This window comes from Arthrobacter sp. 01T414 (assembly GCF_056398965.1).
Map to the genome: position 1 here is coordinate 478164 of NZ_JBFTQK010000001.1, position 17994 is coordinate 496157.

Here is a 17994-nt window from a genome sequence, read left to right on the forward strand (position 1 = left end):
TGATCAATTTTGGGTACCCGGGCGGCCCGGTAAACCATCGACGAAACCATCGAGTAACCCATCGATTGCTCCGTAGCCGCCGTTTTGAGGGTCCAAAAGGGCGGTTACGGAGCAATCGATCGAGATCGGGCTACTTCAGGCCGGCGCCGGGCAGCAGCTCCGTGGCGCCGACGGAATCAGCGACGAAGGCGTAGTCCCAGGCGCGTTCCTTCCACTGCACGTAGCGGCCGGAGGCGCCGCCGTGGCCGCCCTCCATCTCGATCTTCATCACGATCGGCTCGCTGCCCGTGTTCGCCTCGCGCAGCCGCTGCACCCACTTGGCCGGTTCGACGTACAGCACCCGGGTGTCGTTGAACGAGGTCACCGCGGCGATCTTGGGGTATGACGCCGCCCGGACGTTCTCGTACGGGGTGTAGGACTTCATGTAGGCGTACACATCCGGGTCGGTGATCGGGTTTCCCCACTCCTCCCACTCCAGCGCCGAGAGCGGCAGTTCCGGGTCCAGGATGGTGGTCAGGGCATCCACGAAGGGGACGGCCGCGACAATCGCCGCGTACTTCTCCGGCGCCAGGTTCGCCACGGCGCCCATCAGCAGGCCGCCCGCGGAGCCGCCCATCGCCGCGATCCGGGCCGGGTCCACCCAGCCGGATCCGGCCAGCCAGTCGGTGGCTGCAATGAAGTCGGTGAAGGTGTTCTTCTTGTGCAGCTTCTTGCCGTCGTCGTACCAGTGCCGGCCGAGTTCGCCGCCGCCGCGCACGTGCGCGATCACGAACACGATGCCGCGGTCCAGCAGCGAGAGCCGGGGAATGCCGAAGCCCGGATCCATGCTCATTTCGTAGGAGCCGTAGCCGTAGACCAGGCCTGCCGCCGAGGAGTCGCGGGAGACCGAGGCGTGCCGGAGCACCGAGAGCGGGATCCGGGTCCCGTCGGAGGCCACCGCCCATTCCCGGGTGGCGACATAGTCGGCGGCCGAGTAGCCGCCCAGCACCGGGCTCTCCTTGCGCAGCAGCAGCTCACCGGCCGGCTGCTCCGCCGTCGGGAGAACGAAGTCGTAGACGCGCGACGGCGTGAAGTAGGAGGTGTACCCCATCCGGATTACGGGCGCCTCGTAGTCGGAGCCGGCCACCCCGGCGGTGTACAGCTCCTCGTCGAARGCGGGCTCCACGGGCGCGCCCTGGTCCGGGGTGCCGAGCCCCGCCAGCGGGAGGACCTGGACCCGTTCGATCGTGTCCTTGCGGATGGACAGCACCAGGTGGGTGGAGGTGACGCCGGCTCCGTTGACGCGTACCTGGTCGGAATGCGCGACGACGGTCCGCCACTGCTGCTCGGCGGCCGGCTTTGCGAGCTCGGCCGGGTCCACGAGCGAGACCATCGAGTTGATGGCGTCCTTGTTGTGGGTCAGCAGGATGGTCTCGGTCTTCTCGCCGCCCGGGCCGGCCAGCAGGAACGGTTCGGCCTCGTAGAGGATCCGTTCGTCGCGGGAGATGACGGTGGTGAGGGCGGCGTCGGGGTCATCGAAGCGCAGCAGCCGGGTCTCACTGAACTCGGAGCAGCCGATGCCGAGGACCAGGTGCCGGCGGTCCGCGGAGAGCTCGAAGCCGAGCCACATGGCTACGTCGTCCTCCTGGTAGATCACCTCGTCCTCGCTGACGGGCGTGCCCAGGACGTGGGACTTCACCTGGTACGGGCGCCAGGACGCGTCGACCACGGTGTAGAAGATGCGGCTGCCGTCAGGGGAGAAGGAGATGCCGTAGAAGACGTTCTCGATTACGTCCGGCAGCAGGTCGCCGGTCCCCAGGTCCTTGATCCGGAGAGTGAACCGCTCGTCGCCGGCGTTGTCCACGGCGTAGGCGTACAGGTTCCCGTCGATGGTCACGGCGGAGCCGCCGACGGCGAAGAACGGTTTGCCTTCAGCTTCCGCGTTGCCGTCCAGGAGTACTTCCTCGCCGGGAATTTCGACACCGACCTCGACGGCGGGCGGAGTCCAGTCAGCGACGCGATCGCCGCTGTCCTGCGCCCGGACCCGGCACTGGATGCCATATTCCTTGCCCTCGACCGAGCGGGTGTAGTACCACCAGCCGTCCTTGCGGTTCGGGACCGAGAGGTCGGTCTCCTGGGTGCGGCCCTTGATCTCCTGGAAGATGGCCTCGCGCAGCGGTTCCTGGTGGGCGGTCACTGCTTCCTGGTAGGCGTTCTCTGCCTTCAGGAGTTCCACGACCTCGGCGGATTCCTTGTCCCGCAGCCACTCGTAGTTGTCCTCGAACACGTCGCCGTGGTGGGTGCGGCGGGACGGGACCTTCTTGGCGACGGGGGCGGTTACGGCGGAATGGTCGACGGTGCCGGACGGGCCACGAGTCGCGGGAATCTCAGTCATGCTCACCAATATATAGAGCCGCCGCGGCGGCCCCGCACGTTTGGCTTACGGTAGAGGGATCAAAGCGGAAACTACTGGGCCAGCAACTCCAGCAGGTAGCTCCCGTAGCCGCTCTTGGCCAGCGGCTCGGCGCGCTCGCGGAGCTCGGAGTCGTCCAGGAATCCAAGCCGCCACGCGATTTCCTCCGGGCAGCCGATGGAAAGGCCCTGGCGCTTCTGGACCGTGCGGACGAATTCCGATGCCTCATTGAGCGAATCGAATGTTCCCGTATCCAGCCACGCCGATCCGCGGGGAAGAATTTCCACCTGGAGTTTGTCGCGTTCCAAATAAACGCGGTTCACGTCGGTAATTTCCAGCTCGCCGCGGGCAGAGGGCTTAAGGTTGCGGGCGATGTCCACGACGTCATTGTCGTAGAAGTAGAGCCCGGGCACCGCGTAGTGGCTCTTGGGCTGCGCGGGCTTTTCTTCGAGCGAGACAGCCTTGCCCGACTCGTCGAACTCCACGACGCCGTACGAGGACGGGTCGGCAACCCAGTAGCCGAAGACGGCGCCGCCGTCGATGTTCGCGAAGCGGCGCAGCTGTGTCCCCATGCCGTGGCCGTAGAAGATGTTGTCGCCCAGCACCAAGGCGACTGGTCCGTCGCCGATGTGCTCGGCGCCCAGTACAAACGCCTGGGCCAGCCCGTCAGGGGAGGGCTGCTGTTTGTAGGTGATGTTGACGCCGAACCGGCTGCCGTCACCGAGCAGGCGCTCGAACTGGTCGCCGTCGAGGGGGGTGGTGATGATCAGGATGTCCCGAATTCCAGCCAGCATCAGCGTGGAGAGCGGGTAATAGATCATTGGTTTGTCATAAACCGGGACCAGCTGTTTGCTGATGCCCAGGGTAATTGGATGAAGTCTTGAACCGGTCCCCCCGGCGAGGATAATTCCGCGCATGAGGCCAATCTTCCACTGCGCTTTCACGTTCAACCAAATCTGACATGCTGTGGAACGATGGAGGGCATGCAGCGACTTCTTGTCACCGGCGGCGCCGGCTTTATCGGTTCCAATTTTGTCCACTACGTTCTCGAGAACACCGACGATCACGTCACGGTGCTGGACAAACTCACCTACGCGGGCAATTTGGCGTCGCTCAGCGACCTGCCCCAGGAGCGGTTCCAGTTCGTGCAGGGAGACATTTGCGATGCGGCGCTGGTTGACGGGCTGGTGGCGGAGGCCGACGTCGTGGTGCACTACGCCGCGGAATCCCACAACGACAACTCGCTGCACGATCCGCGCCCGTTCCTCGACACGAACATCATCGGCACGTACACCCTGATCGAGGCCGCCCGGAAGCACGACAAGCGTTTCCACCACATCTCCACCGACGAGGTCTACGGGGACCTCGAGCTGGACGATCCGGAGCGGTTCACCGAGGACACCCCGTACAACCCCTCCAGCCCGTATTCCTCCACCAAGGCAGGCTCGGACCTGCTGGTCCGGGCCTGGGTGCGGTCGTTCGGGCTGCGGGCGACCATCAGCAACTGCTCCAACAACTACGGCCCGTTCCAGCACGTGGAGAAGTTCATCCCGCGGCAGATCACCAACGTGCTCGACGGCGTCCGGCCCAAGTTGTACGGCAAGGGCGAAAACGTCCGCGACTGGATCCATGCCAATGACCACTCATCCGCCGTCCTGGCAATCATCGCGAAGGGCCGGATCGGGGAGACCTACCTGATCGGTGCCGACGGCGAGAAGAACAACAAGGACGTCGTCGAACTCATTCTCAAGCACCTGGGCCAGACCCCGGACGCCTACGACCACGTGGTGGACCGGCCCGGCCACGACCTGCGCTACGCCATCGACTCCTCCAAGCTTCGCGATGAACTCGGCTGGGAGCCGCGCTTCTCCAACTTCGACACCGGCATCGAGGACACCATCGACTGGTACCGAAACAACGAGGACTGGTGGCGTCCGCAAAAGGCCGCGACGGAAGCCAAGTACACGGAACAGGGCCAGTAGCGCATGTCGATCGAGTTCTCGAAGAAGCTCACCGCCCGCAACACCCCGATCCCCGGCGTCGTCCTCTACGACCTCCCCGTCCACGGTGACAACCGAGGATGGTTCAAGGAGAACTGGCAGCGGGAAAAGATGGTGGCGCTGGGCCTGCCGGACTTCCGTCCGGTTCAGAACAACATCTCGTTCAACGAATCGGCCGGAACCACCCGCGGCATCCACGCGGAGCCGTGGGACAAGTTCATTTCCGTCGCCACCGGGCGCATTTTCGGTGCCTGGGTGGACCTGCGCGAGGGCCCCACGTTTGGGGCTGTGTTCACCGCCGAGCTGGATGCCAGCCAGGCCATCTTCATTCCCCGCGGTGTGGGCAACGCCTTCCAGACGCTCGAGGACAACACGGCGTACTCCTACCTGGTCAACGACCACTGGTCGGCGGACGCCCAGGGCCAGTACACGTTCCTCAACCTCGCCGACGAGACCGCAGCCATCGCGTGGCCCATACCCCTGGCCCAGGCCGAACTCTCCGATAAGGACAAAACCCACCCGCGTCTCGCCGACGTCACCCCGATGCGGAGGAAGAAAATCCTCGTCCTCGGCGCCGACGGCCAGCTCGGCAAGGCCCTGCGCAAGGCGTACGACGGCGACACCTCGGTTGAATTCGCCGGTCGGGCGGACTTCGATTTGGGCAGCGCGGAAGCGCTCAGCTCCCGGAACTGGAAGAACTACTCCACGATCATCAACGCGGGCGCGTACACTGCCGTCGATGCGGCGGAGACCGCCGAGGGCGGCTGCGCGGCGTGGGCCGTCAACGCCACCGCCGTCGCGCGCCTGGCGCGGACTGCCGTCGAGCACGACCTGGTGCTCGTCCACGTCTCCTCGGACTACGTTTTCGACGGGACCCGCGGTGCGCACGCCGAGGACGAGCCCTTGTCTCCGCTGGGGGTCTACGGACAGACCAAGGCCGCCGGGGACGTCGCCGTCAGCGTGGTGCCGAAGCACTACATCGTGCGGACCAGCTGGGTTGTGGGCGAGGGAAACAACTTTGTCCGCACCATGGCATCCCTCGCGGGCCGCGGCATCGAGCCCTCGGTGGTCAACGACCAGATTGGCCGGCTCAGCTTCACGGAGGATATCGCCGCCGGCATCCGCCACCTGCTGGAGTCCGGGGCGGAGTACGGGACGTACAACCTGAGCAACGACGGCGAGCCCAAGTCCTGGGCGGACCTCGCCGCGGACGTGTACGAATTGTGCGGCAAGCCGCGGGACGCAGTCGCCGGGGTCAGCACCGAGGACTACTTCCAGGGGAAGGCCGCCGCGCCGCGCCCGCTCAACAGTGTCCTGTCGTTGGACAAGATTCACGCGGCCGGATTCCGGCCGCGGAACATGGACAAGGCCCTGTCCGGCTACCTCGCCGACTTCCTGGCTGGCTAGGGCCGGCTGGGACTGGCTATGACTGGCCGAGGCCAGCCGCTTCAGTTGCCGTTTTGCAGTTTGTGGGCGGCCACGTAGTTGCTGATCTTGTTCGCGCGGAGGGCTGCCGCGATCTCTGCGGTGGCGGCGGGATCCTCGAGCACGATCGATTGTCCGTCCGCGCTGGTTCCGACCCCCGCCGTCGGCAGGGTGAAGAACACGGCGCCGTTGGCCGGGGTGGTGTGGAAGCTGAACGCCAGACGGGCCAGGGCGTCCAGGGTCAGGCCCGGAGTCACCGTGATGCGCGGCAGCGCGGTGGTTGCCAGCTTGCGGGCGGTGGCGCGGTCGGTCGCGCCCTGCTTGACGACCTTGGTCAGCACGGCCTTGAGGAAGGTCTGCTGATTGCGGACGCGCTGGTAATCGCCGTCGACGAACGCCTTTCGTTCGCGGACGAAGTCCAGGGCCCGGGCGCCGTTGAGGCGGTTGACCCCGGCCGGAAACCTGACCCCCGGGTCGATGGTCGACTCAAAGGGCAGCTTCACGTTGACGTCGACGCCGCCGACTGCGTCAGTCAGGGCGGCGAAAGTCTGGAAATCGACCATGACGGTGTGATTGATGTGCTGGCCCAGCAGGGACTCGACGGTCCGTGTCACCAAGGGGAGGCCGCCCATGAGCATGCTTGAGTTGATCTTGGCCTGGCCGTGGCCGGGGATATCCACCCACAGGTCACGCATCAGGGAGATGCCGTAGGCCTGCTTCCGGTTGGCGGGGATGTGCAGGAACACGATGCTGTCCGCCAGTTGGTTGGACGGCTTGCCCGCCGCGGCCGCGGCCCGCTGGTTGTCCCGGCTGTCGCTGCCGACCAGCAGGATATTCAGCGCGGTGGGCGGAGGCTCCGGCGGCGGGGCGGGTTTGGGGGTGGGCTTCGGTGTGGCCTTGGGCGTCGCCGTCGGGGTCTGCGGCGGAGCCGCGTTCTCCGTCCGTGGTGCCATCAGGAAGGCCGCTGCGGCAATGCCGACGGCCAGCAGCAGCCCCAGGGCGGTGAACAGGATCCGGCGGCGCCGCTGGCCCGTCGGTGGCGGGGGTGGTGCTGCTGGTGGTTCTGCTGCTTCCGGCGTTGCCATGACCGGACATTATCACCGGCGGGTATGGCTGGTCCGGCTACTGCGGCCCGCCGGGTGCCCCGCGTGTCGGCTGCCGCGCGGGGCCCGGGGTGCTTGACTCCCTTCCCGCCTTCCGCATATCCTGAACGAACGGTCGGTAATTATTTATCGGAAATGCATAGGAGCAACCATGGCATCGCAGACCCTGCAGTCAGTGCCCGCCGAGCCATCGCCGGCACGGCACGAAACGCGGCACGAAATGAGCCCCGAGGACGCGGCCCGCCGTGATGCCGAAGGGCAGGCCTATTTCGACAAAGTCATGGCCGAGGACTCCCGGATCGAACCCCGTGACTGGATGCCGCCGGCCTACCGCAAGACCCTGCTGCGCCAGATCTCACAGCACGCCCACTCGGAGATCATCGGCATGCAGCCCGAAGCCAACTGGATCTCCCGCGCCCCGAGCCTCAAGCGCAAGGCCATCCTGATGGCCAAGGTCCAGGACGAGGCCGGCCACGGCCTCTACCTCTACTCCGCCGCCGAGACCCTCGGCCAGCCGCGCGATGCGATGATGCAGGACCTGATGGATGGCAAGGCCAAGTACTCCTCCATCTTCAATTACCCGGCCCGGACCTGGGCGGACATGGGTGCCATCGGCTGGATGGTCGACGGCGCCGCGATCGCCAACCAGGTGCCGCTCTGCCGGGCCTCCTTCGGCCCCTACGGCCGCGCCATGGTCCGCGTCTGCAAGGAAGAGTCCTTCCACCAGCGGCAGGGCTTCGAAATCCTGCTGGAACTCTCGAACGGCACCCCCGAGCAGAAGCAGATGGCCCAGGACGCGGTGAACCGCTGGTACGCGCCGGCCCTGATGATGTTCGGCCCGCCGGACGACGATTCCCCCAACTCCAAGCAGTCCATGGCCTGGAACATCAAGCGTTTCAGCAACGACGAGCTCCGCAACCGCTTCGTCGGCATGATGATGGAGCAGGTCAAGGTCCTGGGGCTCACCCTCCCGGACAAGGACATCCGTTTCAACGAAGAAACCAAGAAGTGGGAGCACGGGCCGCTGGACTGGGATGAATTCCACGAGGTCCTGGCCGGCCGCGGGCCGTGCAACGCCCAGCGTCTGGAACGGCGCCGCGAAGCCCACGAGAACGGCGCCTGGGTGCGCGAAGCAGCCGCTGCCTACGCGGAAAAGCAGGCCAAAAAGCACGCAGAGAAGGAAGTGGCATGACAACCCCCGAACCCCACGCAGGCAACGTCTGGCCCATTTGGGAAGTCTTCGTCCGCTCCAGCCGCGGCCTCTCCCACGTGCATGCCGGCTCGCTGCATGCACCCGACGCCGCCATGGCGCTGCGCAACGCGCGCGACCTCTACACCCGCCGCAATGAAGGCGTCTCCATCTGGGTGGTCCCCGCGGACGCCATCGCCTCGTCCGACCCGGACTCCAAGGGCTCCTTCTTCGAGTCGCCGCAGGGCAAGGATTACCGGCACGCGACGTATTACACCAAGAGTGAAGGCGTGAAGCACCTGTGAGCACTCCCGAAGCAACGACTGAAGCCAACGTCCACGACGGCGGCCACGGGGACATCTCCGTTGGCGTCACCGGTGCAGGAGCCGGTGGCGACGGCGCGGCCAGCGCCACCCGGATCACCCCGGGCAATGCCCTCCGCCCGGAGGACATCGCCCTGGCAGTCAGCCGCGGTACCGCCAAGCCCAGCGAGGACGTCGCCGAGTTCGCCCTGCGGCTGGGCGACGACGCCCTGGTCCTGGCCCAGCGCCTGGGCCACTGGATCTCCCGCGCCCCGGAACTCGAAGAGGACATCGCCCTCGGCAACATCGCGCTGGACCAGCTGGGCCACGCCCGCTCGCTCCTGAGCTACGCCGGCGGCCTGGACGGAAAGAGCGAGGACGAGCTCGCGTACTTCCGCCGCGAGCACGAATTCCGCTCCGTGGAGCTGTTCGAACAGCCCAACGGCGACTTCGCCGTCACCATCGCCCGGCAATTCGTCGTGAGCTACTACCAGTTCGAGCTGTACCGCCGGCTGGTCGACTCCACCGACGCCACCCTCGCCGGCATCGCGGCGAAGGCCGTCAAGGAAGTGGACTACCACCGCGACCACAGCGCCCAGTGGGTGCTGCGCCTGGCCCTGGGCACGGACGAGTCCCGCCAGCGGATGATCCACGGCTTCAAGGTCATCTGGCCCTACGTCGACGAACTCTTCCGCGACGATGAGCTCACCGGCCGCCTCAGCGCGTCCGGCGCCGCCGTCGAGCCGTCCAGCCTGCGGGCCGACTTCGACCGCCTCACGGGCGCGGTGCTCGCAGAAGCGGAACTCGACGTACCGCAGGTCCAGCCCGCCCCGGGCGGCGGCCGCCGCGGACTCCACTCCGAGCACCTGGGCTACCTCCTCGCAGAGATGCAGGTCCTGGCGCGCGAATTCCCCGGAGCGAGCTGGTAGCCATGCCGGACATGTTCATCAGCCACCCCACCGCCGACGCCACAGCTCCGGGGGAGCAGAAGACTGCGGACCAGAAGGCCTGGGACGTCGCCGCCACCGTCTGCGACCCGGAAATTCCGGTCCTCACCATCGCGGACCTCGGGATTCTGCGCGACGTGCGGGTGACCAAGGAACCGAAGGCCGACGACGGCGGGATGGTTCCCGCAGTGCAGGTCACCATCACGCCCACGTACTCGGGCTGCCCTGCCATGGACGCCATCCGCGACGACCTCAAGACCGCCTTCCACCGGGAGGGTTACCCCATCGTCGACGTCGAGATGGTTCTCTCCCCGGCATGGACCACCGACTGGATGAGCGAGTCCGGCAAGGCCAAGCTGGAGGAGTACGGGATCGCCCCGCCCTCCGGCCATTCCAGCGCAGTACGGCACGCCGGGCCGATCCGCCTGTCCCTCGCCGTTAAATGCCCGCAGTGTTCATCGCTGAACACCAAGGAACTCACCCGCTTCGGTTCCACTTCCTGCAAGGCGCTGTACGTGTGCCAGGACTGCAAGGAACCGTTCGACTACTTCAAAGTTTTGTAAGGAACAGGTGCCTCCATGACTGTTGTCCGCCAGACCGCCGCCGAGTCGGCCGCAGCCACCGGCCGCCGTCGTGCGTCCTTCCACGCCCTGACGGTGAACGAAGTCCGCCGGCTCACCGACGACGCGGTCGAGGTGACCTTCGGCGTTCCGGCTGAGCTCGCCGGCCAGTTCGATTACCTCCCCGGCCAGTACGTCGCCCTGCGCACCACGCTGCCGGATGAGTCCGGTGAGCCGAAGGAGATCCGCCGCAGCTACTCGATCTGTGCCGAACCGCGCAGCTTTGCGGACGGCAGCAGCGAAATCCGCGTGGCCGTCAAGAAGGACCTCGGCGGACTCTTCTCCACCTGGGTCAACGCCGAGCTCAAGGCCGGCGACGTCCTGGACGTCATGAGCCCGATGGGCGCGTTCGTGTCCAAGCACGGCCGTGACGGCAAAGAGCAGAACCTGATGAACTCGATGAACCATCCGGAAGAGCTCGCGGGGGAGCCCGGTGCGTTCGTCGCGATTGCCGCCGGCTCCGGCATCACTCCCGTGATCGCCATTGCCCGGACGCTGCTCGCAGCCCACCCGGAAACCCGCTTCGACCTCATCTACGCCAACAAGGCCGCCATGGACGTGATGTTCCTCGAGGAACTCGCGGACCTCAAGGACAAGTACCCGGCCAGGCTCGCGCTGCACCACGTGCTGTCCCGTGAGCAGCGGATCGCCCCGCTGCTCAGCGGCCGGATCGACGCCGAAAAGCTGCAGGCGCTGCTGGGCACCGCGATCCACGCGGACGACGTCGACGAATGGTTCCTCTGCGGGCCGTTCGAGCTCGTCCAGCTGTGCCGCGACACCCTGGCCGAACGTGGCGTCGAGCCGGACCACATCCGCTTCGAACTGTTCACCACCGGCAAGCCGGACCGTCCCGAGGGCAACATCGGCCGGCCCGTGATCGCGGACGAGTCCAAGGAGACGTACAAGATCACCTTCAAGCTCGACGGCCTCCAGGGCGAAGTCGCGAGCCCCACGCACGCCCGCGAATCCATCCTCAACGCGGCCCTGCGGGTCCGCCCGGACGTGCCCTTCGCCTGCGCCGGCGGCGTCTGCGGCACCTGCCGCGCGAAAGTGGTCAGCGGCTCGGTCACGATGGACGAGAACTACGCGCTGGAGCAGGACGAACTGGACAAGGGCTACGTCCTGACCTGCCAGTCCCACCCCACCACCGCCGAAGTCACCGTCGACTTCGACGTCTAAGCCTTCACCACCCAAGGAGCCGCATGATTTCCCTGACCATCGCCGACGGCATCGCTGAAGTTGTCCTGAACGCGCCGCAGAAGCTGAACTCGCTGGACGAGCAGGCGCTCCAGGATCTGGCACAGGCGTACGACGACGCCGCCGAGGCGGCCTCCCGCGGGGAGGTGCGGGCACTGCTGCTCCGCGGCGAGGGCCGTGCCTTCTGTGCGGGCAGGGACATCGCCGGCGTGACCCCCGCGAACGACGACGCCCAGGCCTACCTGGGCGGGCTGGTCCAGCCGTTGCTGAAGAAGATGAGCTCCTTCCCGGCGCCCACCTTCGCCGCAGCGCAGGGCGCATGCCTGGGCGTGGGACTCGGCCTGCTGTTGGCCACGGACGTCGTGTACGTCGCGGACACGGCGAAGTTCGGATCCCCTTTCGCGAAGCTCGGGGCCACGCTGGATTCCGGCGGGCACTGGTACTTCACCGAACGGCTCGGGATGCACCGCACCCTGGACCTGATCTACACGGCCGAGCTCATGAGCGGTGCGGAGGCGGTGGCGCAGGGGCTCTTCAGCCGCGCGATGCCCGCGGAGGAACTGCTGGAGAACACCCGGTCAATCGTGGCCAAGGTTGCCACCGGCGCCACCGGAGCTTTCAACGCCAGCAAGGAATTGGTGGCGCACATCCGCGACCAGCGCCTGGGCCTCTGGGAAGCGATGGAGGAGGAGAACGCCGAACAGGCCCGCCTCTGCAAGAGCGAAGACTACGCCGAGGGGTTCCTCGCGTTCCAGGAGAAGCGCACGCCTGTTTTCAAGGGCTAACCCGGGGCTCGCCCCCTGGCGGCGCCGCAATTCTGCGTGTTCAAGCCCCGCTGATGCTTAGCCCTTGCCGGTTAGGGCAGGCGCAATGCGCCGGTCGGCCGGGCGAACTCATGCCGCCTACGGTGGAAGAAAAATTGACGACTCACTATGTGGCCCGGCCGGCGTGCCCGGCTTCGGCGGGAACCCGGCAGCAAAGCGCCCGTTCAGCGCGGAAAGAAGTGCTGGGTAGCATTGGGTCGTTGACTTTTAAACTATGGGGGATCGGTTGCGTTCAAAATCGCTGCAGTACATGCCTGCGCTTGACGGCTTGCGGGCACTGTCGGTGGGGATGGTATTCACCGTCCACGCATTGCCCGCGCTCCGGTTCCCCGGCGGACTAGGGGTAGACGTCTTCTTCGTGATCAGCGGGTTCCTGATCACGCGGATCCTGCTAAACGAGTACCGGCGTGACGGGCGGATTGATTTGCGTGCCTTCTACCTGAAGCGGGCGCTGCGACTTTATCCGGCCTTGCTCTTGGCGTGTGTGGCGTTCATTGTTTTCTTCGTCGCTCTGCGGCATGCGCTGCCGATCGCGCTGCTGAAAGTGACGGGAGTGGCGCTCGCCTATATTTCGAACATCTGGATGACGGTGACTGGAACCTACATCGGTCATTTGTCGCATACGTGGTCGTTGGCGATGGAAGAGCAGTTCTACCTTGTCTGGCCGATCCTGCTGCTGGTGTTGCTCCGGTTCCGCCGACCGGAGTTCTTCCTGGCAGTCCTCGCGGCCGGAGGGCTAGCCGCGTGGTCGCTTTTCGGAGCGGACCAGCCCTACAACCCGCTGTTGAAGGCCGGCGGGCTACTTATTGGTTGCCTGGTAGCGTTCCTCGTCGAGCGGCGTACATGGCAGAGCCCGGCGTTGGCGTACCTCTCGGTGGGTCTGTTCGTCGCATGTGCGTACCTGGAGTCGGTGGGCGCGATTGGGCGTGACTGGACACTGCCGCTCGTGAGCCTCACTGTTCCGTTCCTCATCCTGCATCTGGCGTTTGGTCGGGGACCCCTCGTCCGCTTCTTCTCATCCCGCATCTTCGTCCACTTCGGAGTGCTCAGCTATGGACTGTACCTCTGGCACTACATGGTGCTTTCGGCTTTGGGGATGCTGGGCTACAAACATGGCGGGACGATGACCGTGATCGCGGCCGTGCTCACCTACGCCGCGGCATGGCTGAGTTTCCGTTTTGTGGAAAGTCCGATTTTGAAGCTGAAGGACAAAATCGTCGTTAGGAAAGCTGCGCCGGAAGCTGCGACGGTCTAGGCCATTCTCACGGTGACGCCACGGGCGTTGGCGCTCGACGCGCCGCCGCCCGCCAGGGCGGTGACATGCGCTGTCACGAAGGCCGAGGAACCGCTTGCCTTCGCGGACACCGAAACTCCAGTGGTCCCGGAGGCCGAGAAGGACAGGGTAATGGTTCCCTGGATTACGTCAGCCACCGGGGTTATGTACTGCGGAGCCCCGTTTTCCGGCCGCACGTAGCGGATGTATCTGGCATACACCGTTCCGGCCGCGTTGCGGCCGACCACCTTCACCTCGACCTCGAACGAGCTGTAATTGCTGTTCGACGCGATTGTTGCCAGGGGTGTGACTGCACCTGCGGCGAGATCGAACGACTTCGACGCATAGTCCTGTTTCCGGCCGCCGGCGCCTTCGATGTACACGTTCCGTCCTTGGCTTGCCCTGCTAAGGAGGGTCTCCGAGTTGATGCCACCGAGGGCGCAGGCGAGGAATTCGTGGTTGGTCATGGAGGAGTCGGCCGGAGAGCCGCTCAACCCCCAGCCGGTGGTCCGTTCCACCCGGAGACCGTCCAGCGTGCATCGTGAGTTGGTGGAGTCGACGTCGAAGCCATGGGCGGCCCGTCCTCCCATTCCGAGGGCGCGCCACTTGATGCTTTCGATGACCAGGAAGGAGCAATTGCGGGCGTAAATTCCGCCGCCGCCAAGTTGGACGCCGAAGACGTTCCGGACCATCACCGTGCTGCAGTTGTTCAGCTCTATGCCATTGGCGTAGTTCGGGGTCGTTGTGTCCCCCATGATGTCGATGCCGTCGATGGTCGAATTGTTGACGTACGTGAGTGAGTAGACGACGGCGGCAACTTCGGTTGACTTGTTGTCGCGGATCGTCAGCTTCTCGTGGGCCGCCGTGCTTGTCCCCGTGGCACGCACGTGGGTGCCGAAACCGTTTGAGTCGAAGTAGTTGCCGGCTATGAGCATGTGCCGGACCTTTGCCGTGCTGGTGATGTCGACGGCGGCAGTCCCCGTTCCGTGGAACCGGCAGTTTTCGATGGTGGTCCCGCGGTTCCCGCTACCGGCGCCGGCACCGACGTGGAATGCACTCAGCCCGTCGACGACGATAGCCCGGGCGCAGCTCGAAAACAGCGTTCTCGTGATGGCAGCATTGCGGCCGCGGACCATGATTCCGATCCGGCACCACTGGAGTGTGCCGCCGATGATGGAGCAGTCGACGTCGGCGTTCGTTGAACCGTAAAGGTCGATGCCCGTTACGGTTGTCGACGTCATGTTCCCGCCGCCGTCGCCGATGATCGCCATGTCCTCGAAAACGAATCCTGCGTGCTTCACAACGATGACGGCGATGTTCGAGGCGGATGGCCGGATTGACACGGCATATCCATCGCGGGGCTGCCCGAGAAACCGTATGTTCGGCTTGGTCACGCTAAGACTCGAACTGACCGTGTACCAGGCGCCCGACCCGGTGCCAGGGAAGTAAACCGTCGACCCCGGCTGCGCTGCGTCAATGGCGGCCTGCAGGGCTGCTGTGTCGTCAGTTTTACCGTCGCCCTTGGCGCCATAGTCCTGGACGTTGAGCACCAGTTGGCCGCTGGCAAGGCTCGCAGGGACCGTCAGCCGCGCATCGGGGAGGGTGGCTTTCCCTAAAGCGGCCGGCAGCAGCGCGCCACCGCCAATAACAAGGCCGAAACGCCGGCGATCGAACTCTGGAATTGAAGGACCACGGGAATGAGGTTTCATGACCATCTCCAAGAGTTGGCTAATAGGCTCATCCTGCCTGCGGCAACCTTTAAAAACCTTGGGCGGTGCCCTTCACAATGCTCCACGCACAACGGTCCCGAACAGTTTTTCTGCCAATTACGGCTGGTTTCCGGCCGCTAGGGGAGGATCCGAGCTGTCAGATGTCCGTGCCCCATTCGGTTACTATTGAGCCCTTGTGGATTCTAGTTGGGGGAGTGGGCGACTGTGACCGAGTCGTATGAAGGCACCGAAAATGGCGGCAAGCGGGAGCCGGCTAATTCCCGCCACCTGTCGAAGAAGAAATCCAAGCGGCCGCTTCTCATAGTCATCATCTCCGTGGTTGCAGTTTTGGCGATTGCCGGCGTCGCGGTGGGCGCCTACGCCTATAACCTCGCCAGTAGTTTCAACAACAACACACAGAAGATCGAGTCGGCATTCCCGGACGAGAGCCTGCGGCCCGCGGCCGCGGAAGGCAAAGACGGCAAGCCGGCTCCGGTAAATATCTTGCTGATGGGCAGCGATGCCCGTAGCGCTTCGGTGGACGCATCCAAGGACGGACAAGCGAGCGACCAGCGCTCGGACACCCTGATGCTGCTTCACATTCCGGCTGACCGGAAAAACATCTATGTGATGTCCGTCATGCGCGACACCTGGATCAATATCCCGGGCAAGGGCGAAGCAAAGATCAACGCCGCTCTCGCGAACGGCGGGGTGCCCCTGGTGGTCCAGACGCTTGAGGGCCTGTTCGGCGTGCGCATCGACCATGTTGCCGGCATGGACTTTGCCGGCTTCGAGGCGCTGACAGACGCGCTCGGTGGAGTCGAAATTGACGTGCCCTACGAATTCAAGTCCTTCCACATGCCCGGCAAGACGTTCGCCAAGGGCAGGCAGCTGATGGACGGCGCCACGGCGCTGGCCTACGTGCGGGAACGCTACGCCTTCCCCGACGGCGACTACCAGCGGGTGAAGAACCAGCAGGCCTTCCTGAAGGCAGTGATGTCCAAGATGCTGACGGCGGGCACCCTGTCCAACCCCGTCACCATCAATGACATCGTGACCAAGTTCTCTCCGTTCGTCAGCGTTGACAAATCCCTGGACGCCGGCGCCGTGGCGGCGCTGGGCGTGCAGCTCAAGGACGTGCGGACCTCCAACGTCACCATGTTCACCCTGCCGAACCTGGGCACCGGCACCTCCGCCGACGGCCAGTCAATTGTCGTGCCGGACTACAACGAAATCCGCAAAGTGTCCGAGGCATTGAAATCGGACTCCATGGCCTCCTACGTGCAGGCTTCGAAGCAAGGAAAATAAGCAGCCGGGCAGGCACGCGCCGGGTCCGGGGAGTTCGCAGCGAAAGCTGTTGTGCCGGGCGGTGTAGTCTGCTCTAGTGCCGGCACGGACGAATTTGTTCCAGCGTGGGGGCACCAGCAAGTTCAAGTAAGGGGAAGTGCATTGTTTGGGGGAAGTTGCCGAGCCGCAGTCTGCGGCGCCAGCGAATCCGCTGCTAAGCGGAGGAATTTCGACTCGTGGAAACTCTGACGACAGTCGAGGTTCCGGCAGCAGAGATTCCCAGCCGGGACCGGGTAACCAATGTTCTGAAAAGGCATACGCGGTGGCTGCGCTTTACTGATTTCGTCGTCGTGGCTGCCGCAGTGATGTTGGCGCAGGCTGCCAAGTTCGGGCCCCCGAGTGAGCCCGTCCAGGGAACTAGTTTCAGGTTCAGCTACGAACTCTTGTCGGTACTTATCGGCCTGGCCTGGTGTTTTTCCCTCATCGTTTACAAGACGGCCGATGCAAAGGTGCTGGGGCTCGGCGCCGACGAATACCGGCGTTCATTGGCCGCAACCCTCCGGGTCTTTGGCTTGACGGCAATCATCGCCATGGTGTTCCAGATCGACATTGCCCGCAGCTACCTGGCCCTCTCCTTCCCGGTGGGGGCCTTGGGACTTTTGCTCAGCCGGTGGCTCTGGCGCAAATGGCTTACCAAGCAGCGACGCAGGGGCGAGTACTCCTCCCGCGTGCTGGTGGTCGGCGCCCACGACGACCTTAACCGCGTCGTCCGGCGGCTCGATCAGCTCCCCGAAGCGGGATACCGGGTGGTCGGTGCTGCCCTCCTCGACGGGCCCGAATCAGGTTCGCTGAACATCTCCGGCCACGTCGTCGACGTCGTCGGGCCCCCTGAGACCATCGTGAGCGCCGTACTCCGCGCCCGGGCGGACGCCGTCGTCGTCGCAGGGCAGACCAAGCCGCGCTTTGAATACATCCGGGACCTCGGCTGGGCGCTGGAAGAGATCCGCGCCGAGCTGATCGTCGCGTCCGAACTGACCAATATTGCCGGGCCGAGGATCCACGTCCGGCCGGTCGAGGGTCTTCCGCTGGTGCACGTGGAGCTCCCCGATTACGAAGGCGCCAAACTGTTTGTAAAGCGGACGGCGGATTTCCTGGTGTCGGCTGTCGGCTTCATCGCACTCCTGCCCGTCTTCATCGCCGTCGCGATCGCCATCAAGCTCGACAGCAAGGGCCCGGTGTTCTTCCGCCAGGAACGGATCGGCCTCCGCGGCAAGCCTTTCGGCATGTGGAAGTTCCGTTCCATGGTGGCCAACGCCCAGGACGACCTGGACAGTGTGCTGGACGCGGAGGACGGCTTCCGGGTCTTCTACAAGGCTAAGAAGGACCCCCGGGTCACCCGTCTGGGCCGCATCCTGCGCCGCTACTCAATCGACGAACTGCCGCAGCTGATCAACGTCCTCGCCGGGGATATGGCCCTCGTGGGTCCGCGCCCGCAAATCCAGCGGGAGGTTGACCTCTACGACAACCACCTGACGCGCCGGCTCTACGTCAAGCCTGGGATCACCGGCCTGTGGCAGGTGAGCGGCCGCAACAACCTCAGCCCTGACGACAGCGCCCGGCTGGACCTGTACTACGTTGAGAACTGGTCGCTGACGACCGACATGCGCATCCTCGCCCGCACCCTGCGCGCCGTCTACGCCAGTGAAGGGGCCTACTGATGGTCCTT

General features: G+C 65.1%; 15 protein-coding genes. 11 read left to right on the plus strand and 4 right to left on the minus strand.

Annotated elements, in window-relative coordinates:
* Positions 1-130: 130 nt before the first annotated feature.
* Positions 131-2374, minus strand: coding sequence for a S9 family peptidase (locus tag AC1DK9_RS02250; protein WP_476914875.1), 2244 nt, complete (start codon positions 2372-2374; stop codon positions 131-133).
* A gap of 71 nt (positions 2375-2445) precedes the next feature.
* Positions 2446-3309 carry a glucose-1-phosphate thymidylyltransferase RfbA gene (gene rfbA / locus AC1DK9_RS02255; RefSeq protein WP_476914876.1) on the minus strand — a complete coding sequence of 288 codons (864 nt, stop codon included), beginning with the start codon at positions 3307-3309 and terminating at the stop codon, positions 2446-2448.
* Positions 3310-3375: 66 nt separating this feature from the next.
* Here rfbA and rfbB point away from each other — a divergent pair, with 66 nt between their 5' ends.
* Entirely contained in the window at positions 3376-4374 is a 999-nt protein-coding gene (rfbB, locus tag AC1DK9_RS02260; protein WP_476914877.1) for a dTDP-glucose 4,6-dehydratase, read from the plus strand.
* Positions 4375-4377: 3 nt separating this feature from the next.
* Positions 4378-5799 (plus strand): sugar nucleotide-binding protein, encoded by a 1422-nt coding sequence (locus tag AC1DK9_RS02265; protein ID WP_476914878.1) that lies wholly within the window; start codon positions 4378-4380, stop codon positions 5797-5799.
* Positions 5800-5840: 41 nt separating this feature from the next.
* Here AC1DK9_RS02265 and AC1DK9_RS02270 read toward each other — a convergent pair whose 3' ends face one another.
* Positions 5841-6902 (minus strand): LCP family protein, encoded by a 1062-nt coding sequence (locus AC1DK9_RS02270; protein ID WP_476914879.1) that lies wholly within the window; start codon positions 6900-6902, stop codon positions 5841-5843.
* Between the two features lie 169 nt (positions 6903-7071).
* On the opposite strand from AC1DK9_RS02270, the gene paaA reads away from it, so the two are divergent.
* The 7 genes from paaA to AC1DK9_RS02305 all read left to right on the plus strand — a co-directional run bounded on the left by paaA (position 7072) and on the right by AC1DK9_RS02305 (position 13254).
* A complete protein-coding gene (paaA, locus tag AC1DK9_RS02275) occupies positions 7072-8112 on the plus strand; it encodes a 1,2-phenylacetyl-CoA epoxidase subunit PaaA (protein WP_476862521.1) in 1041 nt (346 codons plus the stop codon).
* Complete coding sequence (paaB, locus tag AC1DK9_RS02280) at positions 8109-8414, plus strand: 1,2-phenylacetyl-CoA epoxidase subunit PaaB (protein ID WP_028265291.1); 306 nt, start codon at positions 8109-8111, stop codon at positions 8412-8414. Before paaA ends, paaB begins: the two co-directional genes overlap by 4 nt.
* Entirely contained in the window at positions 8411-9340 is a 930-nt protein-coding gene (gene paaC, locus AC1DK9_RS02285) for a 1,2-phenylacetyl-CoA epoxidase subunit PaaC (protein ID WP_476914880.1), read from the plus strand. Before paaB ends, paaC begins: the two co-directional genes overlap by 4 nt.
* A gap of 11 nt (positions 9341-9351) precedes the next feature.
* A complete protein-coding gene (paaD, locus tag AC1DK9_RS02290; protein WP_476862631.1) occupies positions 9352-9921 on the plus strand; it encodes a 1,2-phenylacetyl-CoA epoxidase subunit PaaD in 570 nt (189 codons plus the stop codon).
* Positions 9922-9936: 15 nt separating this feature from the next.
* Positions 9937-11157: a 1,2-phenylacetyl-CoA epoxidase subunit PaaE gene (paaE, locus tag AC1DK9_RS02295; protein ID WP_476914881.1), complete on the plus strand. Its 1221-nt coding sequence runs from the start codon at positions 9937-9939 to the stop codon at positions 11155-11157.
* Positions 11158-11180: 23 nt separating this feature from the next.
* Positions 11181-11960: an enoyl-CoA hydratase/isomerase family protein gene (locus AC1DK9_RS02300; protein WP_476914882.1), complete on the plus strand. Its 780-nt coding sequence runs from the start codon at positions 11181-11183 to the stop codon at positions 11958-11960.
* Between the two features lie 289 nt (positions 11961-12249).
* A complete protein-coding gene (locus tag AC1DK9_RS02305) occupies positions 12250-13254 on the plus strand; it encodes an acyltransferase family protein (protein ID WP_476914883.1) in 1005 nt (334 codons plus the stop codon).
* Here AC1DK9_RS02305 and AC1DK9_RS02310 read toward each other — a convergent pair.
* A complete protein-coding gene (locus AC1DK9_RS02310; protein ID WP_476914884.1) occupies positions 13251-14987 on the minus strand; it encodes a right-handed parallel beta-helix repeat-containing protein in 1737 nt (578 codons plus the stop codon). The genes AC1DK9_RS02305 and AC1DK9_RS02310 overlap by 4 nt on opposite strands.
* Before the next feature lie 219 nt (positions 14988-15206).
* On the opposite strand from AC1DK9_RS02310, the gene AC1DK9_RS02315 reads away from it, so the two are divergent.
* Both AC1DK9_RS02315 and AC1DK9_RS02320 read left to right on the plus strand, forming a co-directional pair.
* Positions 15207-16289, plus strand: a complete 1083-nt coding sequence (locus AC1DK9_RS02315; protein ID WP_476914885.1) for an LCP family protein — start codon at positions 15207-15209, stop codon at positions 16287-16289.
* Positions 16290-16504: 215 nt separating this feature from the next.
* Positions 16505-17986, plus strand: a complete 1482-nt coding sequence (locus AC1DK9_RS02320) for a sugar transferase (protein ID WP_476914886.1) — start codon at positions 16505-16507, stop codon at positions 17984-17986.
* Positions 17987-17994 lie beyond the last annotated feature (8 nt).